Source organism: Telluria sp. AIW5 (assembly GCF_056680575.1).
Window position 1 is genome coordinate 2,519,267 of the sequence record NZ_CM155289.1, and the last position, 19,444, is coordinate 2,538,710.

The 19,444-nt window shown below is 64.6% G+C and carries 16 protein-coding genes and 3 tRNA genes; 14 read left to right on the forward strand and 5 right to left on the reverse strand.

Going from position 1 to position 19,444, the window contains the following annotated elements:
* Positions 1-24 precede the first annotated feature (24 nt).
* The 7 genes from AC1MEM_RS11075 (at position 25) to AC1MEM_RS11105 (ending at position 7,028) form a co-directional block, all read left to right on the forward strand.
* Positions 25-1,179, forward strand: a complete 1,155-nt coding sequence (locus tag AC1MEM_RS11075) for an ATP phosphoribosyltransferase regulatory subunit (RefSeq protein WP_499477246.1) — start codon at positions 25-27, stop codon at positions 1,177-1,179.
* A gap of 3 nt (positions 1,180-1,182) precedes the next feature.
* Positions 1,183-2,502, forward strand: coding sequence for an adenylosuccinate synthase (locus AC1MEM_RS11080; RefSeq protein ID WP_499477247.1), 1,320 nt, complete (start codon positions 1,183-1,185; stop codon positions 2,500-2,502).
* Between the two features lie 23 nt (positions 2,503-2,525).
* Complete coding sequence (locus AC1MEM_RS11085) at positions 2,526-3,065, forward strand: phosphoribosyltransferase (RefSeq protein WP_499477248.1); 540 nt, start codon at positions 2,526-2,528, stop codon at positions 3,063-3,065.
* Between the two features lie 170 nt (positions 3,066-3,235).
* Complete coding sequence (locus tag AC1MEM_RS11090; protein ID WP_499477249.1) at positions 3,236-3,832, forward strand: MarC family protein; 597 nt, start codon at positions 3,236-3,238, stop codon at positions 3,830-3,832.
* Between the two features lies 1 nt (position 3,833).
* Positions 3,834-5,882 carry a hybrid sensor histidine kinase/response regulator gene (locus AC1MEM_RS11095; RefSeq protein WP_499477250.1) on the forward strand — a complete coding sequence of 683 codons (2,049 nt, stop codon included), beginning with the start codon at positions 3,834-3,836 and terminating at the stop codon, positions 5,880-5,882.
* 103 nt (positions 5,883-5,985) lie between these two features.
* A complete protein-coding gene (locus AC1MEM_RS11100) occupies positions 5,986-6,423 on the forward strand; it encodes an FKBP-type peptidyl-prolyl cis-trans isomerase (RefSeq protein WP_499477251.1) in 438 nt (145 codons plus the stop codon).
* A 143-nt stretch (positions 6,424-6,566) separates the two neighbouring features.
* Positions 6,567-7,028, forward strand: coding sequence for an RES family NAD+ phosphorylase (locus AC1MEM_RS11105; RefSeq protein WP_499477252.1), 462 nt, complete (start codon positions 6,567-6,569; stop codon positions 7,026-7,028).
* Between the two features lie 193 nt (positions 7,029-7,221).
* On the opposite strand, the gene uvrB is transcribed toward AC1MEM_RS11105, so the two are convergent.
* Positions 7,222-9,339, reverse strand: a complete 2,118-nt coding sequence (gene uvrB, locus AC1MEM_RS11110; protein ID WP_499477253.1) for an excinuclease ABC subunit UvrB — start codon at positions 9,337-9,339, stop codon at positions 7,222-7,224.
* Between the two features lie 116 nt (positions 9,340-9,455).
* Here uvrB and AC1MEM_RS11115 point away from each other — a divergent pair, with 116 nt between their 5' ends.
* The 3 genes from AC1MEM_RS11115 to AC1MEM_RS11125 all read left to right on the forward strand — a co-directional run bounded on the left by AC1MEM_RS11115 (position 9,456) and on the right by AC1MEM_RS11125 (position 12,109).
* On the forward strand, positions 9,456-10,667 hold the full coding sequence (locus AC1MEM_RS11115) for an amino acid aminotransferase (protein WP_499477254.1): 1,212 nt from the start codon (positions 9,456-9,458) through the stop codon (positions 10,665-10,667).
* Positions 10,668-10,719: 52 nt separating this feature from the next.
* A tRNA-Asn gene (locus tag AC1MEM_RS11120) sits at positions 10,720-10,795 on the forward strand.
* Positions 10,796-11,023: 228 nt separating this feature from the next.
* Positions 11,024-12,109, forward strand: a complete 1,086-nt coding sequence (locus AC1MEM_RS11125) for an acyl-CoA dehydrogenase family protein (protein ID WP_499477255.1) — start codon at positions 11,024-11,026, stop codon at positions 12,107-12,109.
* Positions 12,110-12,172: 63 nt separating this feature from the next.
* Here the strand turns inward: AC1MEM_RS11125 and AC1MEM_RS11130 are convergent, their stop codons facing one another.
* On the reverse strand, positions 12,173-13,090 hold the full coding sequence (locus AC1MEM_RS11130; protein ID WP_499477256.1) for a LysR family transcriptional regulator: 918 nt from the start codon (positions 13,088-13,090) through the stop codon (positions 12,173-12,175).
* Between the two features lie 141 nt (positions 13,091-13,231).
* On the opposite strand from AC1MEM_RS11130, the gene AC1MEM_RS11135 reads away from it, so the two are divergent.
* The 3 genes from AC1MEM_RS11135 (at position 13,232) to AC1MEM_RS11145 (ending at position 15,361) form a co-directional block, all read left to right on the forward strand.
* Positions 13,232-13,765 (forward strand): 2,4'-dihydroxyacetophenone dioxygenase family protein, encoded by a 534-nt coding sequence (locus AC1MEM_RS11135; RefSeq protein ID WP_499477257.1) that lies wholly within the window; start codon positions 13,232-13,234, stop codon positions 13,763-13,765.
* Positions 13,766-13,854: 89 nt separating this feature from the next.
* Positions 13,855-15,201, forward strand: a complete 1,347-nt coding sequence (locus tag AC1MEM_RS11140; RefSeq protein WP_499477259.1) for an MFS transporter — start codon at positions 13,855-13,857, stop codon at positions 15,199-15,201.
* Positions 15,202-15,285: 84 nt separating this feature from the next.
* A tRNA-Asn gene (locus AC1MEM_RS11145) sits at positions 15,286-15,361 on the forward strand.
* Between the two features lie 118 nt (positions 15,362-15,479).
* Here AC1MEM_RS11145 and purT read toward each other — a convergent pair.
* Positions 15,480-16,694, reverse strand: a complete 1,215-nt coding sequence (gene purT, locus AC1MEM_RS11150) for a formate-dependent phosphoribosylglycinamide formyltransferase (protein WP_499477261.1) — start codon at positions 16,692-16,694, stop codon at positions 15,480-15,482.
* Positions 16,695-16,828: 134 nt separating this feature from the next.
* Between purT and AC1MEM_RS11155 the strand changes: the two genes are divergently transcribed.
* A tRNA-Asn gene (locus AC1MEM_RS11155) sits at positions 16,829-16,904 on the forward strand.
* A gap of 597 nt (positions 16,905-17,501) precedes the next feature.
* Here AC1MEM_RS11155 and AC1MEM_RS11160 read toward each other — a convergent pair.
* A complete protein-coding gene (locus AC1MEM_RS11160) occupies positions 17,502-19,037 on the reverse strand; it encodes an amidase (protein WP_499477262.1) in 1,536 nt (511 codons plus the stop codon).
* Between the two features lie 71 nt (positions 19,038-19,108).
* Entirely contained in the window at positions 19,109-19,402 is a 294-nt protein-coding gene (locus tag AC1MEM_RS11165; RefSeq protein ID WP_499477264.1) for a hypothetical protein, read from the reverse strand.
* Between the last annotated feature and the right edge of the window lie 42 nt (positions 19,403-19,444).

The window sequence follows — 19,444 nt, forward strand, 5'->3', positions numbered from 1 at the left end:
TAACAATTCCCATAGCTGTTGCCCATGCCGAACTGGCTTTTGCCTGAGAATATCGCCGACGTATTGCCGTCGGAAGCGCGCAAGATCGAAGACCTGCGCCGCCAGATGCTCGATACCTTCCGCCTGTACGGCTACGAGCTGGTCATGCCGCCGATGCTCGAATACGTCGAGTCGCTGCTGGCCGGCGCCGGCGAAGATACCGACCTGCGCACTTTCAAAGTGGTCGACCAGCTATCCGGACGCCTGCTCGGCCTGCGCGCCGACATGACGACGCAAGTCGCGCGCATCGACGCCCACCTGCTGAACCGCGAATCGATCACCCGCCTGTGCTACGCCGGCAGCGTGCTGCATACCCGTCCCTCGGGCCTGCACGCCACCCGCGAGCCGCTCCAGATCGGCGCCGAGATCTACGGCCACGCCGGCCTGGAAGCGGACGCCGAGATCCAGGAGCTCGCCCTGGCTTCGGTCGCGCTGGCCGGTTTCACCGAGGTGCGCCTCGACATGGCCCACGTTGGGGTATTGCGCGCGCTGCTGAATGAAGACGCCGCCGCCAAACGCGACGAAGCCCAGCTCACCGCGCTGCTGCGCGCGAAGGACACGCCTGGCCTCGACGAGATCACCCGCAGCTATGCACCGGCCACCCGCGCCGCCCTGATGGCGCTGCCGAACCTGTACGGCGACGTCGAAGTGCTGGCGCGTGCCAAAGAGGTGCTGCCGGCGCTGCCGGGCATCACGCGCGCGCTGGCCGAACTGGCGGCGCTGGCCGCCGGCGCCATCGGGCGTGCCCAAGTGGCGATCGATCTCGCCGACCTGCGCGGCTACCAATACGAAAGCGGCGCCATGTTCGCGCTGTATGTCCCGGGCCTGCCGAACGCGGTGGCACGGGGAGGGCGCTACGACCACGTGGGCGAGGCCTTCGGACGTGCACGCCCCGCTACCGGCTTCTCGCTGGATTTGCGCGAGCTGGCGCGCCTGCTGCCGACGGCCGAGCGCATGCATTCGATCCGCGCCCCGTGGGGCAATGCGCTCGAATTGCGCGAAAAAATCGCTGACCTGCGCAAGGCAGGCGAAGTCGTGATCCAGTCCATGCCGGGTCACGACAATGTTCAGGACGAGTTCGAGTGCGACCGCGTGCTCGTCCTCGAAGACGGAAATTGGATTCTCAAAAACTTAGGTTAAGTGATGTCAAATACAAACGTGGCAAAGAACGTCGTTGTCATCGGCACCCAGTGGGGCGATGAAGGCAAAGGTAAGATCGTCGACTGGTTGACCGATCACGCAGCGGGCGTCGTCCGTTTCCAGGGCGGCCATAACGCCGGCCATACGCTGGTCATCAACGGCCAGAAAACCGCACTGCAGCTGATCCCGTCGGGCATCATGCGCGAAGGCGTGGCCTGCTACATCGGCAACGGCGTCGTCGTCTCGGTGCCGGACGTGATGCGCGAAATCGACAAGCTGGCAGCCGCCGGCGTCGAAGTCGCCTCGCGCCTGAAAATCTCGGAAGCCTGCCCGGTCATCCTGCCTTACCACGTCGCCATCGACCAGGCCCGTGAAGCCAAGCGTGGCGTCAACAAGATCGGCACCACCGGCAAGGGCATCGGCCCGGCCTATGAAGACAAGGTCGCCCGCCGCGCGATCCGCATCGCCGACATGCTCAACGAAGAGCGTTTCGCCGAGAAGCTCAAGGAAAACCTGGAGTACCACAACTTCGTCCTGGTGAATTACCTGGGCGGCGAAGCGATCGACTTCCAGAAAACCTTCGATGACGCGATGGCCCTGGTGCCGCGCCTGCGCCCGATGGTCGGCGACGTCTCGTCCGCACTGTACGCCGCGCACAAAGCCGGCGGCAACCTGCTGTTCGAAGGCGCCCAGGGTTCGCTGCTCGACGTCGACCACGGCACCTATCCGTTCGTCACCTCGTCGAACTGCGTGGCGGGTAATGCCGCTGCAGGCGCCGGCGTGGGCCCTGGCATGCTGCACTACATCATGGGCATCACCAAGGCCTACACGACCCGCGTCGGTTCGGGTCCGTTCCCGTCGGAACTGCCGACCGATGCCGGCGTGGGCGAGCACCTGTCGCGCGTGGGCCACGAGTTCGGCACCGTTACCGGCCGCGCCCGCCGCTGCGGCTGGTTCGACGCCGCGCTGCTGCGCCGCTCGGTCCAGATCAACGGCGTGTCGGGCATGTGCCTGACCAAGCTCGACGTGCTGGACGGCATCGAGTCGCTGAAGCTGTGTACCGGCTACAAGATCAATGGCGTTGACGCCGACATCTTCCCGGTCGGCGCCGAAGAGGCAGCCGCCTGCGTGCCGGTCTACGAAGAAATGCCTGGCTGGACGGAAAGCACCGTCGGCGCCAAGACGATGGAAGAGCTGCCGGCCAACGCCCGCGCCTACATCAAGCGTATCGAAGAACTGGTCGGTATTCCGGTCGACATGGTGTCGACCGGTCCGGACCGCGTCGAGACGATCGTCCTGCGCCACCCGTTTGCAGCCGAATAATAAAAGTAAAAGGAATGCCTGAAATGAATACTGCTGTATCGAGCGACAAAGACCTGTGGGTGTCGTGGGACGAGTACAACCGCCTGGTCGAGCGCCTCGCGCTGCAAGTGTACGAATCGAACTGGAAGTTCGACATGGTGCTGTGCCTGGCGCGCGGCGGCGTGCGTCCAGGTGACGTGATCTCGCGCATCTTCGACGTGCCGCTGGCGATCCTGTCGACCAGCTCCTACCGCGAAGAAGCGGGCACCAAGCAGGGAAACCTGGACATCGCCAAGTACATGACGATGACCAAGGGCCCGCTTGCCGGCCGCATCCTGCTGGTCGATGACCTGGCCGATTCCGGCGTGACCCTGCAGAAGGTGCGCGAGCACCTGACCCAGAACTACGCCGACGTCACCGAAGTCCGGTCGGCCGTCATCTGGGTAAAAGGCACCTCGGCGTTCAAGCCGGACTACCACCTGGAAGACCTGCCGCACAACCCGTGGATCCACCAGCCGTTCGAGGATTACGACGGTTTGCGTCCGCACCAGCTGTCGGCGTGGATGAAGAAGTTCGAGAAGTAATCGCAGCTGCGGCCCCGTGCCGGCAGTGCATCGAGGCCAGGGCGTTCCGCGCTCTGGCCTTTTTTCTTGCCAGCACCCATCGTGCAACGAAAAGCGTGTGAATCAGTTAAGATTATGGCGCGCGATTGTGTCGCGCGCTCACTGTCGGGAAACAAACAACAACAAGAACCATGACCCAAAGCTTCTTCCAGACCTTCATCCTGCTCATCCTCGTCACTGACCCCTTCGGCAACGTCCCCTTGTTCGCCGCCGCCCTGAAGGACACCCCCGTCCAGCGCCGTCCGCGCATCGTCGTGCGCGAATGCGCGATCGCGTTTTTGCTGCTGCTGGTGTTCATGTTCTTCGGCCAGCACTTCCTGTCCGCCTTGCACCTGAGCCCGGTGTCGCTGCGGATCGGCGGCGCCGTGATCCTCCTGATCATCGCGATCCGCATGATCTTCCCGCATCCGGATGGCGTGCTCGGTCGCAGCGAGCATGGCGAACCGTTCATCGTGCCGCTGGCGATTCCCGCGCTGGCAGGACCATCTGCGCTGGCAACCGTGCTGCTGTTCAGCTCGAACAGGTTTTCCGAGACCATGGTCCATGTGGCGGCGCTGGCCGCGGTCGGTGTGGTCTGGCTGGCGGTGTTCCTGAGTGCCGAACGCCTCCAGCAAAAGCTGGGGCCGCAGGTGATGACGGCCTTCGAGCGCCTGATGGGACTGATCCTGACGGCGATGTCGGTCGAGATGCTGCTGGGCGGCATCCGCGAATTCGTGAAGACCCTGTGACATGAACGACCAACGCGACTCCGCCCCGCACCAGCAGGACGCCGCCCCTGACGCGGCCTCGCTGATCTTCCTCAGCGGCGGCGGCGAGATCGGCGCCATGATGCGCGCGCACGACTGGTCGCGCTCGCCGCTGGGACATCCGGCCAGCTGGCCGCAGGCGCTGCGCACGGTGGTCGCGCTGATGCTGAACTCGGCTTTCCCGATGTTCGTGGCCTGGGGCGAAGGCCTCGGCTTCCTGTACAACGATGCCTATGTCGAGATTCTCGGGGAAAAGCACCCGGCCTCGCTCGGCGCGCCGTTCTACGAGATCTGGAAAGAAATCTGGCACGACATCAATCCCTTCATCGAGCGCGCGCTGCAGGGTCAGGCCACCTACATGGAAAAGCTGCCGCTGCTGATGCACCGCCACGGCTACGACGAGCAGACGTATTTCACGTTCTCGTATTCCCCGGTGCATGATGCCAGCGGCACGCCGGCCGGCGTGTACTGCGCCTGCGTCGAGGTGACCGGGCAAGTGCTGGCCGAGCGCTACCGCGACGAAGAGAACAAGCGCCTGGTGACCCTGTTCGAACAGGCGCCGGGCATCATCGCGGTGCTGCGTGGTCCCGAGCATGTGTTCGAGATCACCAACAAAAGCTACATGCAGATGATGGGCCGCACCGACCTGATCGGAAAGACGGTGCGCGAAGCCTTGCCCTACATCGAAGGGCAGGGCTTCTTCGAACTGCTCGACCGGGTCTACCAGAGCGGTACGCCTTTTGTCGGCCACTCGGTGCCGTTGGACGTGGCGCGCGAGCCCGATGCGCCGCTCGAGCGCCGCTATCTCGACTTCATCTACCAGCCGATCCGGGACGCGGCCGGCGACGTGGTCGGGATTTTTGTCGAAGGCAGCGACATGACGGTACGCAAGCAGGTCGAGGACGACCTGCGCGCCGCCAACCGCCAGAAAGACCAGTTCCTGGCGATGCTGGCGCACGAGCTGCGCAATCCGCTGGCGCCGATCACCACCGCGGCCCAGTTGCTGAAGATGGGCACCCTCGACAGCAAGGCGGTGCGCAACGCCAGCGAGATCATCGCGCGCCAGGCCGAGCACATGACCGACCTGGTGAACGATCTGCTCGACGTTTCGCGCGTCACGCGCGGCCTGGTCACGCTGGAGAAGGAAGAACTGGACGTGAACGCGGTGGTCGCGGGCGCGCTGGAGCAGGTGCGTCCGCTGATCGAATCGAAACGCCATTCGCTGACGATGCAGCTCTCGGGCGAACCGGTGCACGTGCTGGGCGACCGCACGCGTCTGGTGCAGGTGCTGTCGAATATCCTGAATAACGCCGCCAAGTACACGCCGACCGGCGGCCAGATCGTGCTGCGCGTGACGGCGCCGGACGACCAGGTGGTCGTCACGGTCAGCGACAACGGCGTCGGCATCGAGCCGGACGTGCTGCCGTATATTTTCGAACTGTTCACCCAGGCCGAGCGCACGCCGGACCGCTCGCAAGGGGGCCTGGGCATCGGCCTCGCGCTGGTGAAAAGCTTGGTCGCCCTGCACGGCGGCAGCGTCGATGCGCGCAGCGAGGCGCCGGGGCGCGGCAGCGAATTCGAGATCCGCCTGCCGCGCCTCGATGCGGCCGCACCATTGCCGGTGACGGTGGGCGGCGATACCGCGGCGGCGCGGGCGCAGCCGCTGCGCGTGATGGTCGTCGACGACAACCAGGACGCGGCGCAAATGCTGGCGACGTTGCTGGAGGTGCAGGGCCATGCGGTGTCGGTGGAATACGATGGCCGCGGCGCGCTGCTGCGCGCCCGCATCGAGCGGCCGCAGGTCATGCTGCTCGATATCGGCCTGCCCGATACCGACGGCTACGCGCTGGCGCGCCAGCTGCGTGCGATCCCCGAACTGCATGGCGCAACCCTGGTGGCCCTGACGGGTTACGGCCAGAGCGAGGACCGCCGGCTGGCCGAGGAAGCCGGTTTCGACCACCACCTGGTGAAGCCGGCGGACCTGGCGCAAGTGAGCAGCATCCTGGCGTCGGTGCAGCGCAGGGTTTCATGACCGGCAAGTGAGCCGATCGCGCTTGTGCGAAGCGCGCTGTTCGGCAATACTGCCGCACAGCTATTGCAAGCGCGCTGGTCTTACTCCACACAAAGGTAAAACAATGAATAAACTGATTCCGGCCCTCGGGCTCGTCCTGTTCCTCAGCGCCGCCATCGCCGGCGCCGCCCCGGCCGCACCCGCAGCCGCCACCATCCAGGCGCAGGGACTGCAAAAGATCGACACCGTCGTCGGCAAAGGCAAGGAAGCCGTCAGCGGCAAGACCGTCGTGGTCCACTACACCGGCTGGCTGTACGCACCGAAGGCCCCGAAAAGCCGCGGCCAGCAGTTCGACAGCTCGGTCGGCGGCGAGCCGTTCACCTTCCCGCTGGGCATGGGTTCGGTCATCAAGGGCTGGGACCAGGGCGTGGCCGGCATGAAGGTCGGCGGCAAGCGCACCCTGGTCATTCCGTCGGAACTCGGCTACGGCGCCCGCGGCGCCGGCCCGATCCCGCCGGGCGCGACCCTGCTGTTCGATGTCGAGCTGCTCGACGTGAAGTAAAACCGTGCATTTATATCGCGACAACGAACGGCCTACGGGCCGTTTTTTCGTTCCCGCGTCCATCGTTGCCGGCCCGATCCGTGCGCAGCCGGCGCGCAGCCTCGTTGTATGCTGAGATCACTATCGTAAGGGCATGCAGACGAATGAGAACCTGGAGAATTGCAATCGAAAAAGCCGCACTCGATCGTGAGTGCAAGGGCGCGCGCGAGAGCGGCGGGCACTGGCATAGCGAAGGCGTGCCGGCGCTGTACGCGGCCATGACGATCGAGTTGGCGGTGCTGGAGAAATTTGTTCACACGGAAGAGGTCGACGAGGAGCCGCTGGTGCTGGTGGCGATCGATTTGCCGGATGATCCCGCGCTGGGACTGGACGTGGCGCCCGAGGATTTGCCGGAGGGGTGGGATTCGCTGGACGACGGCGGCAGCGCCACCGCGTTCGGGACAGCGTTTTTGAAGAAGCGCGAGTACCTGTACATGCGCGTGCCGTCGGTGATCGTGGGGGAGGGCGTGAACCTCGTGATCAATCCGGCGCACCATGCGTATGAAGAGGTGAAGCTGAGCGTGGCGCGGACCTTCAGTTTTGATCCGCGGATGTTCAAGCGGTGACGTTGGAATAGTTTCGCAGGTTTGCGGAGGGCGCGAGCGCGTGGGCATGCCCACCCTACGGTGCACCACCGCCAACATTGCATCGTTGGCCCTTGCGTAACGTAGGGCGGGCATGCCCGCGCGTTCAACGCGTGCCGGCGGCGGCGCTTCCCTCTGATCCATAAAAAAAACGGCGCCACCGGCGCCGTTCGTTTTACTTGCCCAACATCGACACCACATTGTCCGCCCCCGGCGCCCCGAAGGCCTGCTGCTTGAGCACATGCAACTGGTCGCGCACCTGCGCCGCCTTCTCGAACTCGAGATTCTTGGCGTGGTCGACCATGAGCTTCTCGAGGCGCTTGATTTCCTTCGAAATCTGCTTCTCGCTCATCGACTCGACCTTCGCGACCGCAGCCGCTTCCTCCAGGTTCTGCGCGCCTTCCAGCATGGCCTTCTGTGCCGCATTGCTGTAGACCCCGTCGATCAATTCCTTGATCTTCTTCTGCACGCCCACCGGCGTGATGCCGTTCGCCTCGTTGAAGGCGATCTGCTTGGCGCGGCGGCGCTCGGTTTCGTCGATGGCGCGGCGCATCGAGTCGGTGATGCGGTCGGCGTACAAAATCGCCACGCCGTTCAGGTTACGCGCCGCGCGGCCGATGGTCTGGATCAGCGAACGCTCGGAACGCAGGAAACCCTCCTTGTCGGCGTCCAGCACCGCGACCAGGGACACCTCCGGCAAGTCCAGGCCCTCGCGCAGCAGGTTAATGCCGATCAGGACGTCGAAGGTGCCGAGGCGCAGGTCGCGCAGGATTTCCACGCGCTCGACCGTCTCGATATCGCTGTGCAGGTAGCGCACCTTGATCCCGTGATCTGACAAATACTCCGTCAACTGCTCGGCCATGCGTTTGGTGAGCGTGGTGATCAGGACGCGCTCGTTCTTCTTGATGCGGTCGTTAATCTCGCTCATCACGTCGTCAACCTGCGACAGGGCGGGGCGCACGATGATGACCGGATCGACCAGGCCGGTCGGGCGCACCACCTGCTCGACCACGTTGTCCGCATGCGAGTTCTCGTACTCGGCAGGCGTGGCCGAGACGAAAATCGTCTGCCGCATCTTGCCCTCGAACTCTTCGAATTTCAGCGGCCGGTTATCCAGCGCCGACGGCAAACGGAAGCCGTAATCGACCAGGTTCGTCTTGCGCGAACGGTCGCCGTTGTACATGGCCGAGAGCTGCCCGACCAGCACGTGCGACTCGTCCATGAACATCAGCGCGTCCTTCGGCAGGTAGTCGACCAGGGTCGGCGGCGGCTCGCCCGGCATCGCCCCGGACAGGTGGCGCGAATAGTTCTCGATGCCCTTCGTAAAACCGATCTCGGCCATCATTTCGAGGTCGAAACGGGTGCGCTGTTCCAGGCGCTGCTCTTCGATCAGCTTGTTTTGCTGGCGGAATTCTTCCAAGCGGTCCTTCAGCTCGGCCTTGATCGATTCCACCGCGCGCAGCACGGTACTGCGCGGCGTGACGTAGTGCGAACCCGGATACACCGTGAAACGCGGGATCTTCTGGCGCACGCGGCCCGTCAGCGGGTCGAACAGCTGCAGCGATTCGATCTCGTCGTCGAACATCTCGACGCGGATCGCCAGCTCGGCGTGCTCGGCCGGGAAGATGTCGATCGTATCGCCGCGCACGCGGAAGGTGCCGCGTCCAAAATCCATTTCGTTGCGCGAATACTGCATCTGGATCAGGCGCGCGATGATGTCGCGCTGGGCCACTTTGTCCTTGTGGCGCAGCGTCAGGATCATCTTGTGGTATTCGTTCGGGTTACCGATACCGTAGATCGCCGAGACGGTGGCGACGATGACGACGTCGCGCCGTTCCATCAGCGACTTGGTGCACGACAGGCGCATCTGCTCGATGTGCTCGTTGATCGACGAGTCCTTTTCGATGAACAGGTCGCGCTGCGGCACATAGGCTTCCGGCTGGTAGTAATCGTAGTACGACACGAAATACTCGACCGCGTTTTGCGGGAAGAATTCGCGGAACTCCGAATACAGCTGGGCGGCCAGGGTTTTATTTGGCGCGAACACGATCGCCGGACGGCCGGCCTGGGCAATCACGTTGGCCATCGTATAGGTTTTGCCGGAACCGGTGACGCCGAGCAGCGTCTGGTACATCAGGCCGTCTTCGATGCCTTCGACCAGGCCCGCGATTGCGGTCGGCTGGTCGCCGGCGGGCGCGAAAGGCTGGTGCAGTTTAAAAGGCGAGCCCGGGAAGGTGATGACCGTCGGTTCCGGGGAATTTGCGATGGCGCTTATGGACGATATATCAGCCATACTTTCAGACCTTTGCTAGAATGGGAATCCGTTTGCGGCACTGCAGCAGAGTTGATCACTGCGGCGCCGCTGTCTATACAACTGCTGCGATCCACCGACAAAATCAGTTTATCACGATGACTTCTACAGCCTCCGCCAGCCTCTTCGGCGCCATCGACATGGCCCCACGCGACCCAATCCTGGGCATTACCGAAGCATTCAACGCCGATACGAACCCGGCCAAGATCAACCTGGGGGTTGGCGTCTACTACGACGATGGCGGCAAGGTGCCGTTGCTGCAGTGCGTGCAGAAGGCCGAGGCGAAGTTGATCGAGCAACTGTCGCCACGCACCTATCTGCCCATCGAAGGCCTGGCTGCGTACGACAAAGCTGTGCAAGAGCTTGTATTTGGGGCCGACAGCGCCGTAATTCAAGAGAAACGTGCAGTCACCGTGCAAGCCCTCGGCGGCACCGGCGCCCTCAAGATTGGCGCGGATTTCCTTAAACGCTTTTCTCCTGACTCGCAAGTCTTCATCAGCGACCCGAGCTGGGAAAACCACCGCGCCCTGTTCGAATCGGCCGGCTTCGTCGTCAATAGCTACACCTATTACGATCCGGTCACGCATGGCGTGAACTTCGACGGCATGCTCGACGCGCTGCGCAAGATGGACGCCGGTTCGATCGTCCTGCTGCACGCCTGCTGCCACAACCCGACCGGCGCCGACCTGACCCAGGAACAATGGGGCCAGGTAATCGAAGCGGTGCAGGCCGGCGGCCTGATTCCCTTCCTCGACATGGCCTACCAGGGCTTTGGCGCGGGCATCGCGGAAGATGGCGCCGTGGTGGGCCGTTTCGTCGACGCCGGCGGTCCGCTGCTCGTGTCGAACTCGTTCTCGAAATCGTTCTCGCTGTACGGCGAGCGCGTGGGCGCCTTGTCGGTGGTCGCTTCAAACGCGGAAGAAGCGGCGCGCCTGCTGTCGCAACTGAAGCGCGTCGTGCGCACCAACTACTCGAGCCCGCCAACCCACTCGGGCAAGGTCGTGGCGATGGTCCTGTCGACGCCGGAACTGCGCCAGCTGTGGGAAGACGAGCTGGCCGGCATGCGCGTGCGCATCAAGCAGATGCGCGAGACGCTGGTGCAGAAGCTCGCCGAGAAAGCCCCGGGCCGCGACTTCGCCTTCGTGCGCGAGCAGGTCGGCATGTTCTCGTATTCGGGGCTGACCAAAGAGCAGGTCGGCAAGATGCGCGATGAATCGATCTACGCGGTGGACACCGGCCGCATCTGCGTCGCAGCGCTGAATTCGAAGAACATCGATCTCGTCGTTGACGCCATCGCCAAAGTCCTCTAAAATCTTGGCTCTTCGCTGCTGAACTTTGTTTGGCAGCAAAGAGCAAGGCAATTCCCTGATAGCTCAGTTGGTAGAGCGACGGACTGTTAATCCGCAGGTCCCTGGTTCGAGTCCAGGTCGGGGAGCCAGAATTTGGAAGAGAGCGTCGAGTGATCGGCGCTCTTTTTTTTTGCAGGTTAAATCGGTCTGGCTTGGCGCTGGAATTTCCGCAAACACTGCTCGACGTTCCGCGTGGGCATGCCCACCCTACATCCGCAGGTCCCTGGTTCGAGTCCAGGTCGGGGGCCAGAACACCAGCATGACCGAAAAGCCCGCTCAACATGAAGCGGGCTTTTTCGTTTCCAGGGCCTTCTCCCATGTTTCTCCTGTCCAGCCCGGATTCCCGCCGTATCGCCCGCCACGCGGCCGCAGCCGACGCCGCCCGCTGGCTGCATCCGGTCCAGCAGGCACTGCTCCACCGGCGCGGCTGGCTGCGCATGCTGGCGCCGCGCGCGGTCGGCGGCCTCGAGTTGCCGCTGCCGGACGTGGTGCGCCTGGAAGAAGCGGTCGCACGCCTTGACGGCAGCATGGGCTGGACCCTCACCCTGTGCGCCGGCGCCGGCTGGTTCGCCGGCTTCCTGGAACCCGGGCTGGCGCGGGACATCCTGGCGACCCCGCGTGTCTGCCTGGCCGGCAGCGGCGCCCCGACCGGCATCGCCGAGCGCGAAGGCGAGGGCTGGCGCATCGATGGCCGGTGGGACTATGCCAGCGGTGCGCCGATGGCGACCCACTTCACCTTCAATGCGGTGCTGCATGCGGGCGGCCGGCCACTACTCGACGAGGCTGGGCAGCCGCGCGTATCGGCCTTCGTGGTGCCGGCCGCGCTGGTGGAGGTCATACCAAACTGGCGCACCATCGGCCTGCGCGCCACCGCCTCGCACGCCTACGCGGTCCGGAGCCGCTGGGTGCATGCGCGCCACGGCTTCGCGATCGACCCAGGCAGCGCGCGCGAACAGGGACCGCTGTGCCGCTTTCCCTTCATGGCCTTCGCCTTCGTCACCCTGGCCGCCAACCTGGCCGGCATGGGCGCCCATTTCGTCGAGCTGGCGCAGGCCTCGTTGGCGCAGCGCCGCCACCGCTTCGGCAATGGCGAAGCGCTGCTCGCGGTGCCGGCCGTGCGCGCCGTGCTGGACGCCGCGCGCACCGGACTGGAAGAGGCGCGGGCGCAACTGTACGGGCTGCTCGACGCCACCTGGGAGCAGGTGGCAAACGGCGGCCAGGTCGGCGCCGATGAGGCGGACCGGCTGCAAGCCTTGTCGATGGCCTGGGTGAACGCGGCGCGCCATGCGGTCGATGCCTTGTATCCCTATTGCGGCCTGTACGCGGCGCGCGAGGACAGCGAGATCAACCGGGTCTGGCGCGACTTCCACACGGCATCGCAGCATGCGCTGCTGACGCCGTAACGAAAGGCATGCAACGTGGGCGCCGGGCGCCAGTTGCTCCGTATTGTGCCGGCCACGCGCGCTTCATGACCCGGCTGGCCGCCCACGCTGCGCCGCAGCCGAAAACCGTTCTCCCATGAATGTCAGGAATGCCTGTACGCGCGGGCCAAGGTGCTTGCGGCTCTGGTAGACCAGGTACAGCGGCTCCGCGGGCGGCTGGAAGGACTGCATCACCGGCACCAGCCGCCCGCTACGCAAATCCTCGCCCACGTGAAACTCGGCCAGCCTGACCAGCCCCAGTCCCTGGCGCGCCAGTTGCAGCAGCATATCCCCCTGGTTGGCGCCGACATTTCCCCTGGCCGCGACGGTCCGCGCTTCGCCCTTGTCCATGAGAGGCCAAGCATTCCAATGGGTGCGGTGGCTGAAGTTGATGCAGTTGTGGCGCTCGAGGTCGTCCGGGGTCCGCGGCGTGCCGTGGCGTGCAAGATAGGCGGGCGCGGCGCAGACGATCCAGGGGCTGTCGAGCAGGCGCCGCGCCACCAGCGAGGAATCGGGGAGGGGGCCGCCCTGGATCGACACGTCGATGCGCTGCGCGACAAAATCGACCGGCTCGTTGGTGAGATGGAACTCCACGCGCAGCCGTGGATGCGCCGCGAGAAAGTCGCCAATGACGGGCGCGAGCTGGTATTTGGCGAAGGTCACCATCGAATGCACCCGTAGTGTGCCGCTGATCTCGCCCGAGCAGGTCTTGACCGCGTTCTCGGCGCTGCGCAAGGCGGCGAAGATATCCTGGCCTTCGTCGTACAACACCTGGCCGGCCTCGGTCGGCGTCAGCTTGCGCGCGCCACGGTGGAACAGGCGTACGTTCAGGCCGTCCTCCAGCCGCGCGACCAGCTTGCTGACCGCCGAGGGCGTCAGGTCGAGCCGGCGTCCCGCCGCGGAAAAATTGCCGTCCTCGACCGCCGCCATGAACACCTCGAGTTCGCCTAGCTGTATCGACATCTGCGCCCCACCTGTGAAATTTCGTCATAGCCCATTGACGATTATCGCATTGTCCACTTGGGGTGCACAGCGCAAGATGGGTTTTTCCGGTATTCCCGGCACCGCCCGCGCCACGGCGCAAACGAACAAGGAGATCCCATCGTGTCCAAGTCGACCGAACGTACCCACCCGAGCAGCCTGAAGGGCTTTTCCCAGCCGATTCCCCGTTTCGCCATCGCCGACCTGGTAGTGCCGGACGCCGTGCCGGAAGACGAGCGCGAATGGGTGCCGCAGGCGCCCAACGTCTGGTTCCGCCCGCTGATCCTGAATGTCACGCAAGGCTATTTCGTGAACGTGCTGCGCGTGCGCAAGAGTGGCGTGCTGTCGCGCCACCGGCACGATGGCCCGGTCCACGCCCATGTACTCAAGGGCCGCTGGTATTACCTCGAGCATGACTGGACCGCGACCGAGGGTTCCTATGCCCACGAAATCCCGGGCGAGATCCACACGCTGTACGTGCCCGAGGACGTCAGCGAGATGATGACGCTGTTCCACGTCACCGGCGCTTATACCTATCTCGACGAGGAGGGCAAGCCGGTTGGTTACGAGGACGTGTTCACCAAGCTGGAAGCGGCGGTGAAGCATTACGAAGCCGTGGGATTGGGCAGCGACTACGTACGCCGCTTCATCCGCTAGCACCCCCGGCCTGCGACGCTTGCCCGATAACAGGAGACGGCCCGCCAGAGCAGCGGGTTTCACATCAGATGAAAACAAGGAGCAGCAACATGAACACCGACACCCCAGGCATGGCGATTCCGCTTGCACCCGGCGCCGCTGCGCCCGATGAGCAGGCCAGGATTTACCGCAGGGTCAACCTGCGGCTGATTCCTTTCCTGTTCATCTGCTATGTCGCGGCCTATCTCGACCGCATCAACATCGGTTTCGCGCAACTCCAGATGAAGGCCGACCTGGGTTTCAGCGATGCCGTCTACGGCCTTGGCGCCGGCATATTCTTCTTCGGCTATGCGTTGTTCGAGGTGCCGAGCAACCTGCTGCTGGTACGGATCGGTGCGCGCAAGACGCTGCTGCGCATCATGGTCCTGTGGGGCATGACCTCCGCCTGCATGATGTTCGTGCGCACACCGACACAACTGTATATCGCACGCTTCCTGCTGGGCCTGTTCGAAGCGGGTTTCTTTCCGGGCATCATCCTGTACTTCACCTACTGGTATCCCTCGCAAATGCGCGCCAGGATCATTGCCTTGTTCATGTCGGGCATGGCGGTGGCCGTCATCGTCGGCGGGCCCTTGTCGGGCTGGATCATGAACGACATGGCCGGCGTCAATGGCTGGACCGGCTGGCAGTGGATGTTCCTGATCGAAGGTGTCCCCGCCATCTTCCTGGGCCTGATGGCCTGGCTGGTGCTGGATGACCGCCCGGGCCAGGCAAGCTGGCTGTCCGCCAGCGAGAAGCAGGTGATCGAGCAGGCCCTGCTGCAGGACCAGCGCGACCTGGGCCCGGCGCACCACGGCTCGCTGCTGCAGGCGCTGCGCGATCCGAAGATCTATATCCTCGCGTTCAGCTACTTCACCTTCATCGCGGGCACCTATGTCATCACGTTCTGGCTGCCGACGATCATCAAGAGCTTCGGCATCGCCGACCCGCTGCGCATCGGGCTGTTGACGGCGATCCCATACATCATCGGTGCGATCGGCATGGTAGTCCTGAGCCGGCACTCGGACCGTACCCGCGAACGCCGCTGGCATGCTGCAGGCGCCGCCTTCCTCGGTGGGGCAGGGCTGGTGGTGGCGACCCTGCTGTCCGGCCACCTGGCGCTGGCCCTGGTGGCGCTGTCGTTCGCGACGATCGGCATCCTTGCCACCATGCCGCTGTTCTGGGCCATGCCGACGGCCTACCTGTCGGGACCGGCGGCGGCCGGCGGCATTGCGTTGATCAATTCGCTCGGCCTGATCGGCGGCTTCGTGAGTCCCTTCGTCATTGGCTGGTTCAAGACCGCGACGGGCAGCGTCAACTACGGGTTATACTTCGTGACGGCCTTGATGGTGCTGGGCGGGACCGCCTTGCTGGTGGGCGTGCCGGCCCGGGCATTGCGCGAGAAGCGCGCAGGATGACACGCGAGGAATGCCAGCCTGTACGAAGAAGTTCCGTGCAGCCCTTGCGCAATGCTGCTGAGCAGTTATAATGCCAAGCTCAATTCCCTGATAGCTCAGTTGGTAGAGCGACGGACTGTTAATCCGCAGGTCCCTGGTTCGAGTCCAGGTCGGGGAGCCAGAATACGAAAGGCCGCATCGCGAGATGCGGCCTTTTTCGTTTCCGGTAGCGCAGCCGGTCCGCCGCTTTCACGGAGGGCAGGCGGGACAAGCGCCCGCCGTGCCGTCCAGGGGACTTGTCAGCCTGCGCCGCGCACCGGCTTCACCTTCGCCGCAGCCGCCAGCGCCCGCTCCCGCGCGGTGTCGACATCGCCGGCCGTCGCCAGCGCCACGCCCATGCGACGCCGCGCGAACGATTCCGGCTTGCCGAACAGGCGAATGTCGGTGTCCGGCACCTGCAAGGCCTCGGCCACGCCTTCGAAGGCGATCCCTTTCGCGTCCAGCTGTCCGTAGATCACGGCCGAGGCCCCCGGCGCGCGCAGCGCCGTGTTCACGGGCAGGCCGAGTACGGCTTTGGCGTGCAGTTCGAACTCGCTCTGCACTTGCGTCGCCATCGTCACCATGCCGGTATCGTGCGGGCGCGGGCTCACTTCCGAGAACCAGACCATATCGCCCTTGACGAACAACTCGACGCCGAACACGCCCAGGCCGCCGAGGTTGCCCGTGACTTTCTCCGCGACCTCGCGCGAACGCTCCAGCGCCAGCGCGTTCATCGGATGCGGCTGCCACGACTCGACGTAATCGCCTTGCACCTGCTTGTGGCCGATCGGTTCGCAAAAGCGCGTCTCAACCTCGCCGTTGGCGCCGCGCGAGCGCACCGTCAGCAGCGTGATCTCGTAGTCGAAGTCGATAAAACCTTCGGCGATCACGCGGCCGGCGTCGACCCGTCCGCCGGCGGCGGCATAGTCCCAGGCCGCCTTGATGTCGGCTGCGCTGTCGAGTTTCGACTGGCCTTTGCCGGAGGACGACATCACCGGTTTCACGACGCAGGGAAAGCCGACGAAGGCGCAGGCCGCTTCGAGTTCTTGCAGGCTGCTGGCGAAGCGGTAGGGCGAGGTGGCCAGGCCCAGTTCTTCGGCGGCGAGGCGGCGGATGCCTTCGCGGTTCATCGTCAGCTGGGTCGCGCGCGCGGTCGGAATGCAGGTAATCTTGCCCGCCGCTTCCAGTTCGGCCAGGGTGTCGGTGGCGATCGCCTCGATTTCGGGAATCACGAGGTCGGGCTTTTCCTGTTCGATCAGCGCGCGCAGGGCCGCGCCGTCCGTCATGTCGATCACGTGGGCGCGGTGCGCCACCTGGTGGCCGGGCGCGTCCGGGTAGCGGTCGACGGCGATGACTTCGACGCCGAGGCGCTGCAGGGAGATGATGACCTCCTTGCCGAGTTCGCCGGAGCCGAGCAGCATCACGCGCGTGGCGGAAGGGGAGAGGGGAGTGCCGAGAATGCGGGGAGTGGACATGGTTCAGTAGGGGTGGTGGCGCCGTGGGGCAGGGTGCTGCGATATTAGCAAAGGCGGCGTTGACGCGTGCAAGATTGAAAAGTTTATCCGGGACTCGCCAAACGGCGATCCGCCCGCTATAATGTTGCCTCAATTCCCTGATAGCTCAGTTGGTAGAGCGACGGACTGTTAATCCGCAGGTCCCTGGTTCGAGTCCAGGTCGGGGAGCCAGAATTTGAAAAAGAGCGTCGAGTGATCGGCGCTCTTTTTTTTGCAGGTTAAATCGGTCTGGCTTGACACTGGAATTTCCGCAAGCATTGCTCGACGTTCCGCGTGGGCATGCCCACCCTACGTCAGGTAGAGCGACGGACTGTTAATCCGCAGGTCCCTGGTTCGAGTCCAGGTCGGGGAGCCAGAATTTGAGAAAGAGCGTCGAGTGATCGGCGCTCTTTTTTTTGCAGGTTAAATCGGTCTGGCTTGACACTGGAATTTCCGCAAGCATTGCTCGACGTTCCGCGTGGGCATGCCCACCCTACGTCAGGTAGAGCGACGGACTGTTAATCCGCAGGTCCCTGGTGCGAGTCCAGGTCGGGGAGCCAGAATACGAAAGGCCGCATCGCGAGATGCGGCCTTTTTTGTTTTTGTACGCGCCGGATGCATCGTCTATACGTAGGGTGGACTCTTGAGTCCACGCGGTCGTGCAGATGCATGCTGGCGAAGCTGACGCAAGCCCACGGAACGTGAGCATTCCGGCTGGGGACTTCAGTAACATCGCTGCAGGTCAAGCGTCTGACCGCGCGGACACAAGTGTCCACCCTACGATCGCCGTTATGCAGGCACTAGGGGGCTTGCGGGCTTTACCGCCAAGCCTTCCCGCGCGAGCGGCGATAACTTGTCAAACCACGGCGCGGCGCCCTCCAGCTGATGCGCCAGCTGCAGCAGCTTGTCCTCGGCGCCAAACCGTCCGACGAACTGTACGCCCAGCGGCAGGCCATCGGCCGTCCAGTGCAGCGGCACCGACATCGCCGGCGTGCCCGTCAGGTTCGCCAGCTGGGTGAAGGGCACGTAGCGCAGGCTGTCGCGTGCGATTTTGTTGACGGTGCCTTCCAGCAGCCCCAGGCGCGCCAGGATGCCGAGGATGCCGGTACGCTGCAGCAGGTCGAGCACGAACTGTTCGCCGCGCGGCGGGTCGCCTTCGCCGTGGCGAATCGGCGGATGTGCCAGCGTCGGCGTGAGCAGCATGTCGTAGCGACCATGAAAACGCGCCAGCGCACGCGAAAAATCGTTCCATTTCGCCAGCTGCGTGGTGAGACGTCCGGCCGACACGCTGCCGCCCAGCGTCGCCAGCAGGCGTCCTGTCAGTTCCACGTCGCCGGGGCGCGCACCGAGCGCGCGGCCGCGGGCGATCATCGCCGGCACCTGGCCGAAATACACGTGCAGGAAACTCTCGGCCAGCGCGGCGCCGTCGAGTTCGGGCGCGGCTTCCTCGACCTCGTGGCCGAGCCCGCGCAGCAGCTCGGCCGCACGCCGCACGGCGAGCACGGCTTCCGGATGGACCTCGGTGCCGATCGGGGAAACGGTGGAAAAGCCGATGCGCAGCTTGCCGGGCGCGCGCGCCATCAGTTCGCGGTAGGGCCCGCCCGGCGCGGCGATATCGAACGGGTCGCCCGGCTCGCGGCCGGCCAGGAGGTCGAGCGCGAGCGCCGAATCGCGCACGCTGCGCGACAGTACCCCTTCGCTCGACGCCCCGAACCAGACTTCGCCGATCGCCGGACCGGACGACACCCGTCCGCGCGAGACCCGCAGGGCGAACAGGCCGCAGCAGGCGGCCGGGATGCGCAGCGAGCCGCCGCCGTCGTTGCCCGCTGCCATCGGCACGATGCCGGCCGCCACCGCGGCCGCCGCACCCCCGCTCGAGCCGCCCGGCGTGTGGCCGAGGTTCCAGGGATTGCTGGCGCGTCCGTACAGCACCGGGTCGGTCACGGCCTTCAGCGCGAACTCGGGCAGGTTCGTCTTGCCGAAGATGACGAGGCCGGCGTCCAGGTAGCGCCGCACGACGGCCGCGTGCTCGGCCGGCACATAGCCCTGCATCGATCGGCTGCCGAAGCTGGTCGGGACGCCCGCGTAGTCCTGCACCCCATCCTTGATGAGGAAGGGCACGCCGGCCAGCGGCCCGGCGGGCGGCCGCGCCAGTTGTGCGCGCGCCTGCGTTTCGAGCAGGCGGCAGACGGCATTGATGCGTCCGTGGACCTCGGCATTGCGTGCCATGGCCAGCGCGAGCAGTTCGTGGGGCGTGGTATCGCCGCGTTTGACGAGGGCGGCGAGGGCGGTGGCGTCTTGTTGCAGGTAGTGCGCGAAATCCATGGGCATCCCTTCAAGGTGATGCTCGCATGAAATAACTTAAACGCAACGTTGTCAAGTTAAAATCAAATCCGTCACTTCCGGCTCTTTTTGCTGTTCGACGTATAGGTCCGCGTATAAAAGTCCGGCGGCTTCTTCGCCACCCAGTCGATGAAGGTGCGGATCTCGGCGTGGCTGCGCAGGGCGTCCCAGGTGTGATAGGTGCGCAGCAGTTCGCGCTCGGACAAGGCCGAGTGGATCTTGCGATGGCAGATCTTGTGGATCGGGAACTGTTCCTTGCCCTTGAAAGTCTTCGGCACCAGATGGTGGCGGTCGATGTTGACCGTGCCCAGTTCGCGGCCGCACAAGGGACACAGTAGTGCGTGCATGCTTCCCGTCCGGCAAAAAAAACGCTGTTGACAGAAGATGGT